The sequence below is a fragment of the Pseudomonadota bacterium genome, assembly GCA_041395565.1.
In the GTDB taxonomy this organism is placed as follows: Bacteria; Pseudomonadota; Gammaproteobacteria; order UBA9214; family UBA9214; genus UBA9214.
In genome coordinates, this window is record JAWLAI010000003.1 from 151,789 (window position 1) to 167,186 (window position 15,398).

General features: G+C 64.9%; 15 protein-coding genes. 9 read left to right on the forward strand and 6 right to left on the reverse strand.

What is annotated here, in order from left to right:
• Nucleotides 1-177: 177 nt before the first annotated feature.
• Both glnL and ntrC read left to right on the forward strand, forming a co-directional pair.
• A complete protein-coding gene (gene glnL / locus R3F42_03950) occupies nt 178-1,260 on the forward strand; it encodes a nitrogen regulation protein NR(II) (protein MEZ5541178.1) in 1,083 nt (360 codons plus the stop codon).
• On the forward strand, nt 1,250-2,653 hold the full coding sequence (gene ntrC, locus R3F42_03955; GenBank protein MEZ5541179.1) for a nitrogen regulation protein NR(I): 1,404 nt from the start codon (nt 1,250-1,252) through the stop codon (nt 2,651-2,653). The genes glnL and ntrC overlap by 11 nt, the downstream gene beginning before the upstream one ends.
• Nucleotides 2,654-2,686: 33 nt before the next feature.
• Here ntrC and R3F42_03960 read toward each other — a convergent pair whose 3' ends face one another.
• Nucleotides 2,687-3,652: a dihydroorotate dehydrogenase gene (locus tag R3F42_03960; protein MEZ5541180.1), complete on the reverse strand. Its 966-nt coding sequence runs from the start codon at nt 3,650-3,652 to the stop codon at nt 2,687-2,689.
• Nucleotides 3,653-3,678: 26 nt separating this feature from the next.
• Here R3F42_03960 and trmL point away from each other — a divergent pair, with 26 nt between their 5' ends.
• On the forward strand, nt 3,679-4,152 hold the full coding sequence (gene trmL, locus R3F42_03965; protein MEZ5541181.1) for a tRNA (uridine(34)/cytosine(34)/5-carboxymethylaminomethyluridine(34)-2'-O)-methyltransferase TrmL: 474 nt from the start codon (nt 3,679-3,681) through the stop codon (nt 4,150-4,152).
• Here trmL and R3F42_03970 read toward each other — a convergent pair.
• The 4 genes from R3F42_03970 to R3F42_03985 all read right to left on the reverse strand — a co-directional run bounded on the left by R3F42_03970 (nt 4,144) and on the right by R3F42_03985 (nt 6,577).
• Nucleotides 4,144-5,145, reverse strand: coding sequence for an NAD(P)H-dependent glycerol-3-phosphate dehydrogenase (locus R3F42_03970; protein MEZ5541182.1), 1,002 nt, complete (start codon nt 5,143-5,145; stop codon nt 4,144-4,146). The two genes, trmL and R3F42_03970, sit on opposite strands and share 9 nt — an antisense overlap.
• A 54-nt stretch (nt 5,146-5,199) precedes the next feature.
• Nucleotides 5,200-5,679: a protein-export chaperone SecB gene (gene secB, locus R3F42_03975; protein ID MEZ5541183.1), complete on the reverse strand. Its 480-nt coding sequence runs from the start codon at nt 5,677-5,679 to the stop codon at nt 5,200-5,202.
• 72 nt (nt 5,680-5,751) lie between these two features.
• Nucleotides 5,752-6,174, reverse strand: a complete 423-nt coding sequence (locus R3F42_03980; protein MEZ5541184.1) for a rhodanese-like domain-containing protein — start codon at nt 6,172-6,174, stop codon at nt 5,752-5,754.
• A gap of 88 nt (nt 6,175-6,262) precedes the next feature.
• Nucleotides 6,263-6,577 (reverse strand): metalloregulator ArsR/SmtB family transcription factor, encoded by a 315-nt coding sequence (locus R3F42_03985; GenBank protein MEZ5541185.1) that lies wholly within the window; start codon nt 6,575-6,577, stop codon nt 6,263-6,265.
• 243 nt (nt 6,578-6,820) lie between these two features.
• On the opposite strand from R3F42_03985, the gene gpmI reads away from it, so the two are divergent.
• The 6 genes from gpmI to R3F42_04015 all read left to right on the forward strand — a co-directional run bounded on the left by gpmI (nt 6,821) and on the right by R3F42_04015 (nt 13,543).
• Nucleotides 6,821-8,395 (forward strand): 2,3-bisphosphoglycerate-independent phosphoglycerate mutase, encoded by a 1,575-nt coding sequence (gpmI, locus tag R3F42_03990; protein ID MEZ5541186.1) that lies wholly within the window; start codon nt 6,821-6,823, stop codon nt 8,393-8,395.
• Between the two features lie 46 nt (nt 8,396-8,441).
• Nucleotides 8,442-9,638: a peptidoglycan DD-metalloendopeptidase family protein gene (locus R3F42_03995; protein ID MEZ5541187.1), complete on the forward strand. Its 1,197-nt coding sequence runs from the start codon at nt 8,442-8,444 to the stop codon at nt 9,636-9,638.
• A gap of 187 nt (nt 9,639-9,825) precedes the next feature.
• The gene (locus R3F42_04000; GenBank protein MEZ5541188.1) at nt 9,826-11,154 is read left to right on the forward strand and encodes a S41 family peptidase; all 1,329 of its coding nucleotides are present in this window, start codon (nt 9,826-9,828) and stop codon (nt 11,152-11,154) included.
• 16 nt (nt 11,155-11,170) lie between these two features.
• The gene (locus R3F42_04005; protein ID MEZ5541189.1) at nt 11,171-11,983 is read left to right on the forward strand and encodes a divergent polysaccharide deacetylase family protein; all 813 of its coding nucleotides are present in this window, start codon (nt 11,171-11,173) and stop codon (nt 11,981-11,983) included.
• Nucleotides 11,959-12,513, forward strand: a complete 555-nt coding sequence (locus R3F42_04010) for a DJ-1/PfpI family protein (protein MEZ5541190.1) — start codon at nt 11,959-11,961, stop codon at nt 12,511-12,513. Before R3F42_04005 ends, R3F42_04010 begins: the two co-directional genes overlap by 25 nt.
• Nucleotides 12,514-12,550: 37 nt before the next feature.
• A complete protein-coding gene (locus R3F42_04015; protein MEZ5541191.1) occupies nt 12,551-13,543 on the forward strand; it encodes a TIGR00341 family protein in 993 nt (330 codons plus the stop codon).
• Here R3F42_04015 and ubiB read toward each other — a convergent pair whose 3' ends face one another.
• A complete protein-coding gene (ubiB, locus tag R3F42_04020) occupies nt 13,544-15,202 on the reverse strand; it encodes a ubiquinone biosynthesis regulatory protein kinase UbiB (protein ID MEZ5541192.1) in 1,659 nt (552 codons plus the stop codon).
• Between the last annotated feature and the right edge of the window lie 196 nt (nt 15,203-15,398).

The window sequence follows — 15,398 nt, forward strand, 5'->3', positions numbered from 1 at the left end:
ACCCCCGCTGGTCATGCGCACCATCATGGTGCATACTGGCTGACAGCTGCGCCCGTGAACCCCGCGTATGGCCGCCATGGGTTGGCGTAGCCAGCTGGTTTAGAAGATTTTTTACGCGCCTGAGATTTTTTCCGGCGCTTTGCCCGATTCTGGTTTGTTTTTTGCAGCAGCCTCGGTATGCCAACCGATATTCCAGTGCCGCGTATCACTGCCGAGCGCATTCTCGACAACCTGAGCACCGCGGTACTCGTATTCGACGCGCAGCTGCACCTGGTCTATCTCAACCAGGCGGGCGAGGTCATGCTGGCGCACAGCGCGCGCTATGCCTGCGGACGTTCCGTGCACGAACTGGTCACCAACGCCGGGATGCTGGTCGAGCACCTCGCCGACGCGATTACCCGGCAGCAGGTGATCTCCAGGCGCGGCTGTCTGCTGGAGCTGCCGGACGCCCCCGACCTGCGCGTCAACTGCACCTTCACACCGGTCATGGAGTCGAGCCTGGGGACCTTCGTGCAGCTCGAGCTGCGCCAGGTCGACCACCAGCTGCGCGTCGAGCAGGACGAACTGCTGATCAACCAGCAGCAGGCGGCGCATGCGCTGGTGCGGGGTTTGGCGCACGAAATCAAGAATCCACTCGGTGGCCTGCGCGGCGCGGCGCAGTTGATGGAGCGCGAGATCACCGACCCCGCGCTGAAGGAATACACGCGCATCATCATCGGCGAGGCCGATCGTCTGCAGGTGCTGATGGATCGCATGCTCGGTCCGAACAGCCTGCCGAACCTGAAGCCGGTAAATATCCATCTGGTACTGGAGCGGGTGCGCGAGCTGGTGCAGGCCGAGGCGGGCGCCGGCCTGAGTATCCACAAGGATTACGATCCCAGCCTGCCCGACCTGCAGGCCGATGCCGACCAGCTGATCCAGGCCATACTGAATATCGTGCGTAATGCCAATCAGGCGCTCGGCGGCAAGGGCGAGATCACATTACGCACGCGTGTCTCGCGCAATTTCAACATCGGTATCCGCAAGTACCGGCTGGTGGCGCGCATCGAGATCATCGACACCGGTCCCGGTATCGACGAGGAGCTGCGCAAGAAGATTTTCTATCCCATGGTTACCAGCCGCAGCGACGGGACTGGGCTCGGACTGTCCATCGCGCAAGCGCTGGTCAGTCGCCACCACGGGTTGATCGAGTGCAGCAGCCAGCCCGGAGAAACGACTTTCACAATTCTGTTACCACTGGATGACGTGCATGGAGCATAGTGACAAGATTTTCGTGATCGACGACGATCGGTCGATCCGTTGGGTGCTGGAAAAGGCGCTGGCAGCGGCGGATCTGCAGGTGGAGTGTTTTGAAAACGGCAACAGCGCCATCGCGGCGATCGAGCGCGAGGAGCCGGCGGTGATCGTGACGGACATCCGCATGCCGGGTATCGACGGCCTCGCGCTGCTCGAGCGCATTCGCGCCGCGCATCCCGAGCTGCCGGTAATCATCATGACGGCGCATTCCGATCTCGACAGCGCGGTTGCTGCATTCAAAGGCGGCGCGTTCGAGTACCTGCCCAAGCCGTTCGATATCGATGATGCCGTGGCCCTCGTCAACCGCGCCGTGGAGGCCCGCGCACAGGCGCCGGCGCCGGCGGCAGCTGCGGACTCACGCCGGGTGCCGGAAATCATCGGCAAGGCCCCGGCGATGCAGGAGGTCTTCCGCGCCATCGGGCGGCTGGCCAATTCCAACGCCACCGTGCTGATCAACGGCGAATCCGGTACCGGCAAGGAACTGGTGGCGCTGGCGCTGCACCGTCACAGCCAGCGTGCCGGCAAGCCGTTCCTGGCGCTTAACATGGCAGCGATCCCGCGCGACCTGCTCGAGTCGGAGCTGTTCGGTCACGAGCGTGGCGCCTTTACCGGCGCACAGCACCGGCGTACGGGCAGGTTCGAACAGGCCGACGGCGGCACGCTGATGCTGGACGAGATCGGTGATATGCCGGCGGAACTGCAGACGCGCCTGTTGCGTGTGCTGGCGGACGGCGAGTTCTACCCGGTCGGTGCGCACACCCCGAAGAAGGTCGATGTACGCATCATCGCTGCCACCCATCAGGATCTGGAGACCCTGGTCAAGCAGGGCCGCTTCCGCGAGGACCTGTTCCACCGGCTCAATGTCATTCGCCTGCAGCTGCCGCCGCTGCGCGAACGGCGCGAGGACATCCCCGCGCTACTCGAGCATTTCCTGGGTCGGGCGGCTACCGAACTCGCCGTGGAGGCAAAGACGCTGTCGCGCGATGCGGTGGAATACCTGATGCGGCTCGACTGGCCGGGCAACGTCCGCCAGCTCGAGAATCTGTGCCGCTGGCTCACGGTGATGGCGCCGGGACAGGAAATCCACGTGGAGGACATGCCGCACGACCTGTCGGGTGCGGTGCGCGCTGCCGCACCGGTGGAGAGCAGCTGGGAGTCGACCCTGCGGCACTGGGCACAGCAGCGGCTCGGGAGCGGCTCGAAACGGCTGCTCGACGACGCCCTGCCGGCGTTCGAGCGCACCCTCATCGAGGTTGCATTGCAGCATACCGGCGGGCGCCGCCAGGACGCCGCCCGGCTGCTGGGCTGGGGTCGCAATACCCTGACGCGCAAACTCAAGGAACTCGAGATGCAGTAGCACCTGTCTCATCGTTCCACACGGCCGGGACGCTCAGGTGCTGCAGGCAGAGACCGCGCCGTGCAGTGCCAGGCTGCCGACCAGCGGGCCGATGCCGTCGAGTCGATGCCGCTCGAGGTAAGCGAGGATTCCGTCGTTGATACGGGTGCAGATCAGCGGGTCATAGAAGAGCGCGGTGCCGATCCCGACCGCGCTCGCGCCCGCGATGATGAATTCTATGGCATCCGCGGCGCTGGTGATCCCACCCTGGCCGATGATCGGGATCGCGTGCTGCCGGCACACCTGGTGTACCTGGTGCACCTTGAGCAGTGCCACCGGCTTGATGGCAGGGCCGGACAGCCCGCCCTGATTGTTACCGATGATCGGTGTCCTGGTTTCGATATCGATGGCCATGCCCATCAGGGTGTTGATCACGGAGAAGGCATCGGTTCCGGCCTCGATGCAGCGCCGGGCATTCTCCGCGATATCGGTCTGGTTGGGCGAGAGCTTGGTGATCAGCGGTTTGCCTGTGGCCGCGCGGCAGGCGCTCACCACGCGCGCTGACATGTCCGGATCGTTGCCGAACGCCACGCCGCCTTCCTTCACGTTCGGGCAGGAGATGTTGATCTCGATGGCGTCGATCGGAGAATCGTCGAAACGGCGCGTGACCTCGACATATTCCTCAACGGTGGATCCGGAAACGTTCGCGATGAAGCGGGTCTCGCCGAAGTCGAGTGACGGCAGGATGCTGCTGACCACGTGATCCACGCCCGGATTCTGCAAACCGATGGCGTTGAGCATGCCGGCAGGTGTTTCCGCGACCCGGTGCGGACGGTTGCCCAGCCGCGCCTGCAGCGTGGTGCCCTTGAGGCAGACTGCGCCCACGTCGCGGTTGGAAAAGCCGTCGATCCGTGTGTATTCTTCGCCGAAGCCGACACAGCCGGACAGCAGCACCAGCGGCGTCGCGAACGACATGCCGCAGAAATCGACCTTGAGTTTGTGTGCGTCGGCTGCCTTCATGCGCTCGGGTCTTGCCAGGGTAAGAGATGTTTCACGTCGTACTCTACCAGCCGGAAATTCCGCCGAATACCGGCAACATCATACGCCTTTGCGCCAACACGGGCAGTACTCTGCACCTGATACATCCGCTCGGTTTCGAACTCGATGATCGCCGCCTGCGCCGCGCCGGGCTGGACTACCGCGAATTCGCTACCGTGCAGGAGCACACCACGCTGGAAGCGTTCTCCCGCAGCGTGCAACCGCGCACGCTGCGCGGCGTGTCGACACGCGGCAGCCGCCTGTACACGGATGTCGCCTACCGGCCGGGAGACGCGCTGTTGTTCGGGCCGGAAACGCGGGGGCTGCCGCCCGCAATACTGGAGCAGCTCGGGCTGGATGCCATACTACGCGTACCGATGTTCAGCGGCAGCCGCAGCCTCAACCTGTCGAACGCCGTCGCCGTGCTGGTCTTCGAGGCCTGGCGTCAGCAGTCCTTCGCGGGTGCGGTCGATTCACTCTGAGCGCATATCCTCGCGGGCGAGCAGGTTGTGTACCGCCGCTGGTGCGGTCAGTCCCTCGTGCAGCACCATGTAGACCTGTTCGGAGATCGGCATCTCGACATCCCAGTTGCGGGCGAGCTGCACGACCTCGCGCGCGGTATTGAAACCTTCCACCACCTGTCCGATTTCGCGCACGGCCGCATCCAGCGGCTTGCCGCGGCCGAGGGCAAGCCCGAGACGCCGGTTGCGCGACAGGTCGTCGGTGCAGGTCAGGATAAGATCGCCCATGCCGGCAAGCCCCATCAGGGTCTCGCGCCGTGCGCCCATGGCATCGCCAAGCCGGATGATCTCGGCCAGGCCGCGCGTGATCAGCGCGGCGCGGCTGTTGGCGCCGAGCTGCAGGCCGTCGGTGATCCCTGCCGCAATCGCGAGCACGTTTTTCACCGTTCCGCCGAGCTGCACGCCGATCATGTCCGCGCTGGTGTATACGCGCATCACCTCGCCGTGCAGACGGGCGGCCAGGTCACCGGCGAAGGCCGGATCGCTGGCGGCAACCGTCAGTGCGGTCGGCAGGCCCCGCGCCACCTCGAGGGCGAAGGTGGGGCCGGACAGCACGGCGGCGGGGAAGCGGGTGCCCGCGACTTCCTCGAGTACCGCGCTCATGAACTTGCCGGTGCCATACTCGAGGCCCTTGGTCGCCCAGGCAATGCGCGATCGGGCGTCGAGCAGCGGCAACAGGTGCGTGAGGACTTCACGGAATGCATGACTTGGCACCACGATCAGCAGATCGCGCGCGGCACTCACCGCCGGCGCAAGCTCCGACTCGATGCGCAAATTGTCCGGGAAGGCGATCCCGGGGAGAAATTCACGGTTCTGCCGCGCGTCGGCCAGCCGCTGCATGAACGCGGGTTCATGCCCCCAGAGGATGGTATCGTTGCTGTTCGCCGCCAGGCGTATCGCCAGTGCCGTACCCCAGGATCCGGCACCGAGTACAGTTATGGGTCCACGGCTCATGTTGTCAGTGCCGGCGCGGTTTCCCGATCGCTGTCGGGCTGGCCCGGTGCCGTCTCAGTTGACGTCCTTGCGCTGCGCGGCGGCTTCCGCCAGCCGCTTCTTGAAGATCATCTCGAAATTCACCGGGGAGAGCACCAGCTGCGGGAATCCGCCGCGTGACACCAGATCCGCTATCACGAACGAGGCGTAGGGATAGAGCAGCTGCGGGCAGTACACGTTGATGATGTTGCGCAGTGTGTCCTTGTCGATGCCCTGCAGCAGGAAGATGCCGGCCTGCTGCACCTCCGCGAGGTAGGCAGTGGTATCCTCCACCTTGACGGTGGCGGTCAGGGTCAGGACCACTTCGAAATGGTTGTCCGCCAGCTCGGTGACTTTCTGCCCCAGGTCGAGATTGAGGGCGGGCTTCCATTCGCGCGTGAAGATATCTGGCGAATTCGGCGTTTCGAAAGAGATGTCCTTGGTATACACCTTCTGCGTGTGGATGACCGCAGTGTTCCCCTGGTTCTGCGTGTTGTTCTGTTCCGATCCGGCCATGGCTGTCGTTCCTGGTGGGCTGATGGTTGTTGTCTGCAGCGGCACCGTACCCGGACGGGTGGCGCCACCGGTTTATTTTCTGGCGAGCGGCAGCTCGGCCTTCTGCCACCCGAGTATACCGCCTCTCAGGTTGTATACGTTCTCGAATCCATCCTTGCGCAGACGGCTGCAGAATCCCGTTGAACGATTGCCGCTGTTGCAATACACGATCACCGGCCTGCCACGGTACTTCTCGAGTGCTGTGAGTTTGTCGGCGCTCGGTACGTGTATGGCATTCGCCACGTGTCCATCGCCGTATTCCTTGTCACTGCGCATGTCGATCATGACGGCATTGTCGTGATTGAGCAGGCGGATGGCTTCACCCGGACCGACCTCGCTGACACCGCTCAGCCGCTGACGCAACTCGCCGCCGATCAGCATGGCGAGCAGCGCGAACAGTGCGAACACGAGTGCCGGATGGTTGCCGCTGAATTCTATGAGTTGGTTGATTTCCATTGTTCCCTCGGATGCTGGGCGCGACCCTGGGCGCAGGCCGCGCTTTCGCAGTCAGTCTGTATACGCGGCAGCCGGGCCGGCGCCGGCGTCAGGGGCTGGTGCAGAATACTTCGCGCATCATGCTGATCAGCCGCAGTGTGCGCGAGTCCCCGACACGGTAATACACACGGTTGGCATCCTTGCGTGATGCCAGGATACCCTTGTCCCGCAGGATGGCCAGATGCTGCGAGATGTTGCTCTGCGAAGTACCGACGCGCTCGACGATGTCCTGCACGCTGATCTCCTGGTCGCCCAGGGTGCACAGGATCTTCAGCCGCAGGGGATGCGACATGGCTTTGAGTGAGCGCGATGCCCGGTCGATGTCCTCGGCACGGGTGAGCAGTGATTCGTTGCTTGCTGTCATTCAGCAGCCTCTCTGAGTTGGGTGTTGCTGCGATAGGTTACTGCATTCATTACTAAAACATTATACAATAATAAGCCTTTCGGGCCATATCCGGCGCAATTTTCCGCATGGCCGGGCAGGCCCGGCCGGCCTTGCCCCTACGGTCCGCCCCCGTGTTGGCGATAGAACGAATGATACTTTAGACTTCGCCCCGACCTTATGAGTGGAAAGCCAGCACAGCACCGTAATCGCCCTGCAAGGCCCATGGTTTTGTTGATCCTGGACGGCTGGGGCTACAGCGAGATCCCCCAGCACAACGCCATTGCCGCAGCGCGCAAGCCGGTGTGGGATGCGCTCTGGCGCGAGCATCCCCACATGCTGATACGCACCTCGGGTGCCGCCGTCGGCCTGCCTGCGGACCAGATGGGGAATTCCGAGGTCGGCCATCTCAATCTCGGCGCCGGGCGCGTGGTCTACCAGGAATTCACCCGCGTCAGCCGTGCCATCAAGACCGGGTCGTTCTTCACCAACCTGACCCTGACCGACGCCGTCGACAAGGCCATCGAGAGCGACCGGGCGGTGCACATCCTCGGCCTGCTGTCCCCCGGCGGGGTGCACAGCCACGAGGAGCATATCCATGCCATGGTCGAGCTCGCCGTGCAGCGCGGCGCACGGCAGGTCTATCTGCACGCCTTCCTGGACGGCCGCGACACCCCGCCGAGCAGTGCCGAACCCTCCCTCCGGGCCATGGAGGAACAGTTCGCCCGGCTGCAGGGCGGCCGCTTCGCCTCGGTGATCGGCCGTTACTATGCCATGGACCGCGACCACCACTGGCCGCGGATCCAGGCCGCCTATGACCTGATCACCCAGGGCAAGGCGGACTACACCGCCCCCGATGCGCTGAGCGCGCTCGCTGCGGCCTATGCGCGCGGTGAGGGCGACGAGTTCGTCAAGGGCACCGCGATTGTGCCGCCGGGTACCGCGCCGGTGCGTGTCGAGGACGGCGACGTGGTCGTGTTCATGAATTACCGGTCCGACCGCGCGCGCCAGATCACGCGGCCGTTCATCGAATCCGGTTTCGAGGGCTTCCAGCGCGAGGTCCAGCCGCGCCTGGCGGATTTCGTCAGCCTCACCGAGTACAAGTCCGATTTCAAGATTCACGTGGCCTATCCCGCCGAACGCCTGAAAAACGTCTTCGGCGAATATATATCCAACCACGGTCTGCGCCAGCTGCGCCTGGCGGAGACGGAGAAATATGCCCATGTCACGTTCTTCTTCAACGGCGGCGTCGAGCAGCCGTTCGAGGGCGAGGATCGCATTCTGGTGAAGTCGCCGATGGTGGCTACCTACGACCTGCAGCCGGAGATGAGTTCCGGCGAGGTGACCGAACATCTCGTCGAGGCGCTCGCGGGCGGTTCCTACGATGTCATCATCTGCAATTACGCCAACCCGGACATGGTCGGACATTCGGGCAAATTCGATGCGGCGGTCAAGGCGATCGAGGCCGTCGATCGCGCGCTCGGACGTGTGTTCGAGGCAGTGCAGGCATGCGGCGGCGAAATGCTGATCACCGCCGATCACGGCAATGCCGAGCAGATGCTGGACGAGGAAACCGGCCAGCCGCACACGGCCCACACCAGTAACCTGGTGCCGCTGATCTATGTCGGCCGGCCGGCAGCCATGGCCGAGCACGGTGCGCTTTCGGATGTGGTGCCGAGCATGCTTTACCTGATGAACATGGAAGTACCGCCGGAAATGACCGGCACCACGCTCATCAACCTGCAGCCGCAAAGCGGCGCACAAGACCCGCCAGCGGCTGCCGCCAAACTGCATGGCTAGGCGGCACGCGCCCACCGCGCCGGCAATCCGACCGTCAGTCTGCTGCATGCATCTCCGTGCCGGCCTGCTTGCCGCCGCGTGTCTGCTGCTACAGCTGGCGCCGCCCGATGCAGCCGCCGCGGGCAACGCCCAGATCGCCCAGGAAACGGAAAAGCTGCAGCAGCTGCGCGCACGCATCAAGGCCCTCACGGACGAGCTGACGTCGGTCCGCGGCGAGCACGACGCAGAACAGGCGCGGTTGGAACAGACCGACCGGTCGATCGGGCGTATCACCGCGGAACTGCGCAAGCTGGATGTACGCGAGGCCGAGGCACGGCAGGAGCTGTCCCGACTCGAGGCGTCGCGCGACAGCGCCAGGACGCGGCTCGAGCAGATGCACGGCACGCTGGTGCGGGAGCTCAGGGCGGCCTACCGTAACGGGCGTCAGGAACGCATCAAACTCCTGCTGAACCAGGAAGACCCCGCGCAGGTGGGGCGCATGCTGATCTATCAGGGGTACTTCACTCGGGCCCGCAGCCGGCGCATGGACGAGTTTCGTACTACCCTGGAGCAGTTGCAGGATGCCGAGCGCGTGGTGCGTGAACAGCAGGCGGCGTTGGGCGAGTTGCGGGCCGAACGGGAGCGGCAGATCGCCGGACTCGATGCGGAAAAGGCGCAGCAGGCGGACATCGTCGCCCAGCTCAAGCGGCGCCTGGCCAGCGGGACCGCGGAGCTGGGGAAACTCGAGGCTGATGCCGAACGGGTCAACAAGCTGCTGGTAGCGCTGCAACAGGCACTGCGTGATCTCCCGGCGCCAGGCGACAACCGTCCCTTGGCCAAGCTCAAGGGCAAGCTGGCCTGGCCGGTCGCCGGCCGCATCAGCATGGGGTACGGGGCGCAGCTGGGCGCCGGCAAGATGCGCGCGCGCGGTGTACACATCACCACCGCGGCTGGTGCCGATGTCCACGCCATCGCCCGCGGGCGGGTCGTCTTCGCCGACTGGCTGCGTGGCTTCGGCCTGCTGCTGATCCTGGATCATGGCGACGGCTACATGTCGTTGTATGGTGAAAACAGCAGTCTATACAAGGATGTCGGCGCCAAGGTTGGCGCCGGCGAGGTGGTTGCCGCGGCCGGCAGCAGTGGCGGTCAGCAGCGCACCGGGCTGTACCTCGAGTTGCGCAAGGACGGCCAGCCGCTGGATCCCGGCAGCTGGTTCAAGGGGCGACCGCTTGCGCAGCAGGCCAGCCGCGCTGGCGGGGATTGAATCCGCGCCGCTTTTTCCGGTCCAATCCGGAGCCGGCAAGGGGCAGCGGGTGTGCTTGAGAAGATTTTGCTGCAGGCCGATACCGCTAATAGCAACGCTGTGATAATGTTGATATGTCCCGATAACAGCGCAACGGCTGGCAGCATCAGCGGGATGCCGCCCGGTTAGCGCACGACGGACACGAGAGATGAAATCCATACTGAAAGCGAACATTCACAGTTATCTGCTCCTGCTAACCGGCCTGGTGACAGGCGTCCTGGTTTCGATCGGGCATGGTGTGCTGGCGGAGCGCGAGACGGTACAGGCCACGCTGCCGATCGAGGAGCTGCGCACCTTCAGTGACGTGTTCGGGCGGATCAAGAACGACTACGTCGTCGACGTGGATGACAAGGAGCTGATCGAGAACGCGATACGCGGCATGCTTGCAGGACTGGATCCGCACTCGTCCTATCTCGACTCGGAACAGTTCAACGAACTGCAGGTCGGCACCACGGGTCAGTTCGGCGGGCTCGGCATCGAGGTCGGCATGGAAGACGGTTTCGTCAAGGTGATCGCGCCGATCGACGACACACCCGCGCAGCGTGCGGGCATCCTCGCGGGTGATCTCATCATCCGTCTCGATGAGACGCCGGTGAAAGGCATGTCCCTCAACGACGCGGTCAAGATCATGCGCGGGGAGCCAGGCAGCGACATCGTGCTGACCATCGTGCGCGAGGGCGTCGACCAGCCGATCAAGGTGACCATCACCCGCGACGTGATCAAGGTGAAGAGCGTCAAGTCGCGCATGCTCGAGGATGGCTATGCCTACCTCCGCATTTCCCAGTTCCAGTCTCAGAGCGCGACCAACATGGTCGACGAGATCAACAAGCTCAAGAAGGAGCATGGCGGCAAGCTGGACGGGCTGGTGCTCGACCTCCGCAACAATCCGGGCGGCGTGCTCAACGGCGCCGTGGCCGTGTCCGATGCCTTCCTCACCAAGGGCCTGATCGTCTATACCGAGGGCCGCATCGCCGATTCCAAGCTGCGCTTCAATGCCACGCCGGATGACATCCTGGACGGCGCGCCGCTCGTGGTGCTCGTCAACCAGGGTTCCGCCTCTGCCTCGGAGATCGTCGCCGGCGCCCTGCAGGATCACAAGCGCGCGATCATCATGGGTGCGAAAACCTTCGGCAAGGGCTCGGTGCAGACCATCCTGCCGCTGAGTAACGACTCCGCGCTCAAGCTGACCACGGCGCGCTACTACACGCCGTCCGGGCGTTCCATCCAGGCCGAGGGCATTACTCCGGACATCCCGCTCGAGCCGGTGCAGGTGTCGGCGGTGGACAAGGACATCGAGCCGCTGAAGGAAGCGAACCTGACCAAGCATCTCGAAAACGGCAGCAGTAACGGCAAGCAGAAGTCCGATGACGGCAAGACGGACAGCGAGGCGAGCAAGCTGCTGAAAGACGATTACATGCTCTACGAAGCACTCAACCTGCTCAAGGGCCTGTCAATCCTGCAGGCACGCATGCAGTAGCAGCGTGCCGGCCCGGATGCCGTTCCGAACCGGCTGGAGCGTTCTCTGCCTGTGCTGGCTGGCCGTGCTGGCACCGGCCGCGACAGCCGACGCGCTGGACGAGGGCGAGGCGGATCCGCAGCCGGTCATCGCACTGATCATCGACGACCTGGGTAACCGGCTGGGTGCCGGACGCCAGGTCGTCAGCCTGCCCGGTCCGGTTGCCTGTGCCTTTCTCCCGCGCGGCCCTTACACGCGGGAACTCGCGCGGCGCGCCCATGCGGACCACAAGGAGGTCATGCTGCACCTGCCGATGCAGGCGCTCGCGACCGAAACGCAGGCGGCGGAACAGGATGAGCTCACGCTGGACATGACCTTCACTCAGTTGCGCAGCGCGCTGGCACGGGATATCGCCGCGGTGCCGTTCGTCAGCGGTCTCAACAACCACCAGGGCAGCCTGCTCACCCGGCATCCCGGCAGCATGGCCTGGCTGATGCAGGCGATCGGCGAACACGGCAACCTGTTCTTCGTCGACAGCCGCACCACCAGCGCGACCGTGGCGCGCCGCGTGGCACAGGAATACGGCATCCCGAACAGTGAACGCAACGTCTTTCTCGACAACGAGGCGGAACTGGACGCCGTCCGCGCTAAATTCCGTGAACTGGTGTCCACGGCACGGCGCGAGGGCACGGCACTGGGCATCGGCCATCCCCACCCGGCAACACTCGAGGTGCTGCTGCAGGAGTTGGGTCGGCTTGATGCGCATGGAGTGCAGCTGGTCCCCGTCGCGCAGCTGATCGAACGGCAGAGCAACAGGCAACTGGCATGGCACGCGTCCTCGTCCCGCTAGCGCAGGGTTGCGAAGAACTGGAGGCGGTGACGGTCATCGACCTGCTGCGGCGTGCCGGTATCACGGTCGACAGCGCCGGACTGGACGGGCGGCCGGTGCGCGGTTCGCGTGGCACGGTACTGGTGCCGGACATTACCCTGGACGAGGCCCTGGCACGCGACTACGACATGATCGTGCTGCCCGGCGGTCTGCCCGGTGCCGACCACCTGCGCGACGATGCGCGCATCATCGAACTCGTTGCGCGGCTGGCGGAACAGGAGCGCTATACCGCCGCAATCTGTGCCGCGCCGCGGGTGCTGGCGCGGGCCGGCGTGCTGGACGGTCGCCGCGCCACGAGCTTTCCGGGCGCGCTCGATGTGGCGTCGGTGCCCGGTATCGACTACTGCGACGAGCCGGTGGTGCGGGACGGTACCGTCATTACCTCGCGCGGTCCCGGCACCGCCATGGACTTCGCGCTCGAACTCATCGATATCCTGGCCGGCCGGGAGCAGCGCGACACGGTCGAGGCAGCACTGCAACGCCCGCGCTGAGCGTGCTGCCTGGTGCAGACGGATAAGGCCGGCAGTCATGCGTATCATCGAGATCATCGCGGATTCCGGGCATATCGACACCCTGGCAGGCATCGCCGAGCAGCATGGGGTCGACGACTGCTGGTCGAGCCCGCCAGGCGAGGACGGCCGCTGCATGACACGGATGCTGGTCGACGATGCCGCGCGCCAGAAGGTGGTCGATACATTGCAGAACGTGCTCGGCGCCAGCGCCGGCACCCACATCATCATCCAGCCGGTCGAGGCGGTACTGCCGCGCAGCAGCGAGGAGAGTGAGCGGGAGAAGACCGGTGCGGGCAGTGGCAGCCAGACACGCGAAGAGCTGTATGACCGCATCAAGCGCGGTGCCCGCCTGGACCTGAACTACCTGCTGCTGGTGGTGCTGTCCACGGTGGTGGCATCCATCGGTCTGGTCGAGGACAACGTCGCCGTCATCGTCGGTGCCATGGTGATCGCGCCGCTGCTGGGTCCGAACATCGCCCTGGCATTTTCCGTCGCGCTCGGCGACCGCAGGCTGATGTGGCAGGCGCTGCAGACCAACCTTGCCGGGATCGGGCTGGCGCTGCTGATGTCGATCGCGACCGGCGCCCTGTGGCAGGATCGCGTGCAAAGCAGCGAAATCCTCGTCCGTACCGATGTCGGTCTGGCCGGCGTTGCACTGGCGCTTGCATCCGGCGCCGCCGCCGTGCTGTCACTGGTGACCGGGCTTTCCAGCACCCTGGTCGGTGTCATGGTCGCGGTGGCGCTGCTGCCGCCGACGGCGACGCTGGGGATGATGCTGGGCAGCGGGCAGTACTACCTGGCCTCGGGCGCCGGTCTGCTGCTGGCCGTCAACGTGGTATGCATCAACCTGGCCGCGAAGCTGATGTTCATCTTCCGGGGGGTGCAGCCGCGCACCTGGCTCGAAAAGAGCAAGGCCCGCCAGTCACTGCTGATCACGACCCTGTTCTGGATTGTCGCGCTGGCCTTGCTGATGACCGCCATCAGCGTGCGCCACAGCCTGCAGGGCTGATCAGTCGCGATCGCCCGGCCAGCTCAGCAGCAGCAGGACCAGGCCGGCGATACCTGCCAGCCAGGTGAGCAGCGGCGCGCCGAATATCATCGCCGGCGCATAGCCGTCCAGCCCGTAGATCACGGCGGCGGACAGCAGCAGGCTGCCACCGGTGACGGCGCCGACCGTGCGCCTGTTGGCTCGACGCAGCTCATGCCGCAGGTGCCGCAGGTCGTCGGAGCGCCAGTGCACTTCCAGCTTGCCGGTGCTGGCCTGTGTCAGCACGCGATGCGCGAGCAGCGGCAGTTCCGGCAGCGCGGTATTCCAGTCCGGCACGTTCTCCCTGATGCTGTGCAGCAGCGAGCGTGCGCCGAGTTGCTCGCTCATGGTACGTTCCAGAAAGGGCTTGGCGGTCTTCCACAGATCGAGTTCCGGGTACAGTTGGCGTCCCAGTCCCTCGATGTTGAGCAGTGTCTTCTGCAGCAGCACCAGCTGCGGCTGCACCTCCATGTTGAAACGACGCGCCGTCTGGAACAGGCGCAGCAGCACGTTACCGAAGGAAATCTCCTTGAGCGGCTTCTCGAAGATCGGTTCGCAGACCGTGCGGATCGCCGACTCGAATTCATCCACCCGCGTGCCGTCCGGGACCCATTCGGATTCGACGTGCAGCTCGGCCACGCGCCGGTAGTCACGGTTGAAGAAGGCAAGGAAGTTTTCCGCCAGGTAGCGCTGGTCGACCGGATTCAGCGTACCCATGATGCCGAAGTCGACGGCCATGTAACGACCATCGCGCCCCACGAAGATGTTGCCGGGATGCATGTCGGCATGGAAGAAGTTGTGGCGGAATACCTGCGTGAAGAAAATTTCCACGCCGCGTTCGGACAGCTGTTTCAGGTCGATGCCGCTCGCGCGCAGTGCGCCGACGTCGCTGATCTGGATGCCGCGGATGCGTTCCATGACCATGATCTCGGGGCGGCAGTAGTCCCAGTAGACCTCCGGTACGTACAGCAGATTGGTGCCGGCGAAATTGCGTCGCAGCTGTGAGGCATTGGCGGCCTCGCGCAGCAGATCGAGCTCGTCGTACAAGGTTTTTTCGAACTCGGCCACCACCTCGCGGGGGCGCAGCCGGCGGCCGGTCTTCCAGTAGCGCTCGGCCAGGCCGGCAACCGTGTAGAGCAGGTTGACGTCGCGTTCGATGAGATGCCGCACGTTGGGCCGCAGGACCTTGATGACGACCTCGCTGCCGTCCTGCAGACGCGCGGCGTGCACTTGTGCAATGGAGGCCGAGGCCAGCGGTGTTGCGTCGAACGCTGCGAACATGCCGGTCACCGGGCAGCCGAAGACCTTCTCGATCTGCGCCCGTGCCAGGCTGCCGGGAAACGGCGGCACGTCATCCTGCAGGTGCGCGAGTTCCAGCGCGATGTCCTCGGGCAGCAGGTCCTGACGGGTGGACAGGATCTGGCCGAACTTCACGTAGATCGGCCCGAGCTCCTCCAGCGCGCGGCGGATGCGCACGCCGCGCGGCCCGCGCCGGCGCGGGATCCAGTTCCACGGCGCGAGGTAGTACAGGAAACGGAATGGCCGGAACAGGTGGGTCGCGAGGATGATTTCGTCCAGCCCGTGCCGGACCAGCACGAAGTTGATATGGATCAGACGGACGATCTGCGCTGGCCGAATCATGCCGGCTTGGCCCATCGCGTACGCTGGTGGCGGGCTTGCCGGAAGCCGCCGCTGCGGCCCGGGCCGTTCCCGCGACCGCAGCGTGACAGCGCCTGCTGCCTGCTGCCGTGCGCCGCGCCTGTCGTGGTCACCCTGCGCAGGACGGGTATGCCTGCGTGTGCTTGGATCCCGCACGCGGCCGCCGGCCGGATGCGCG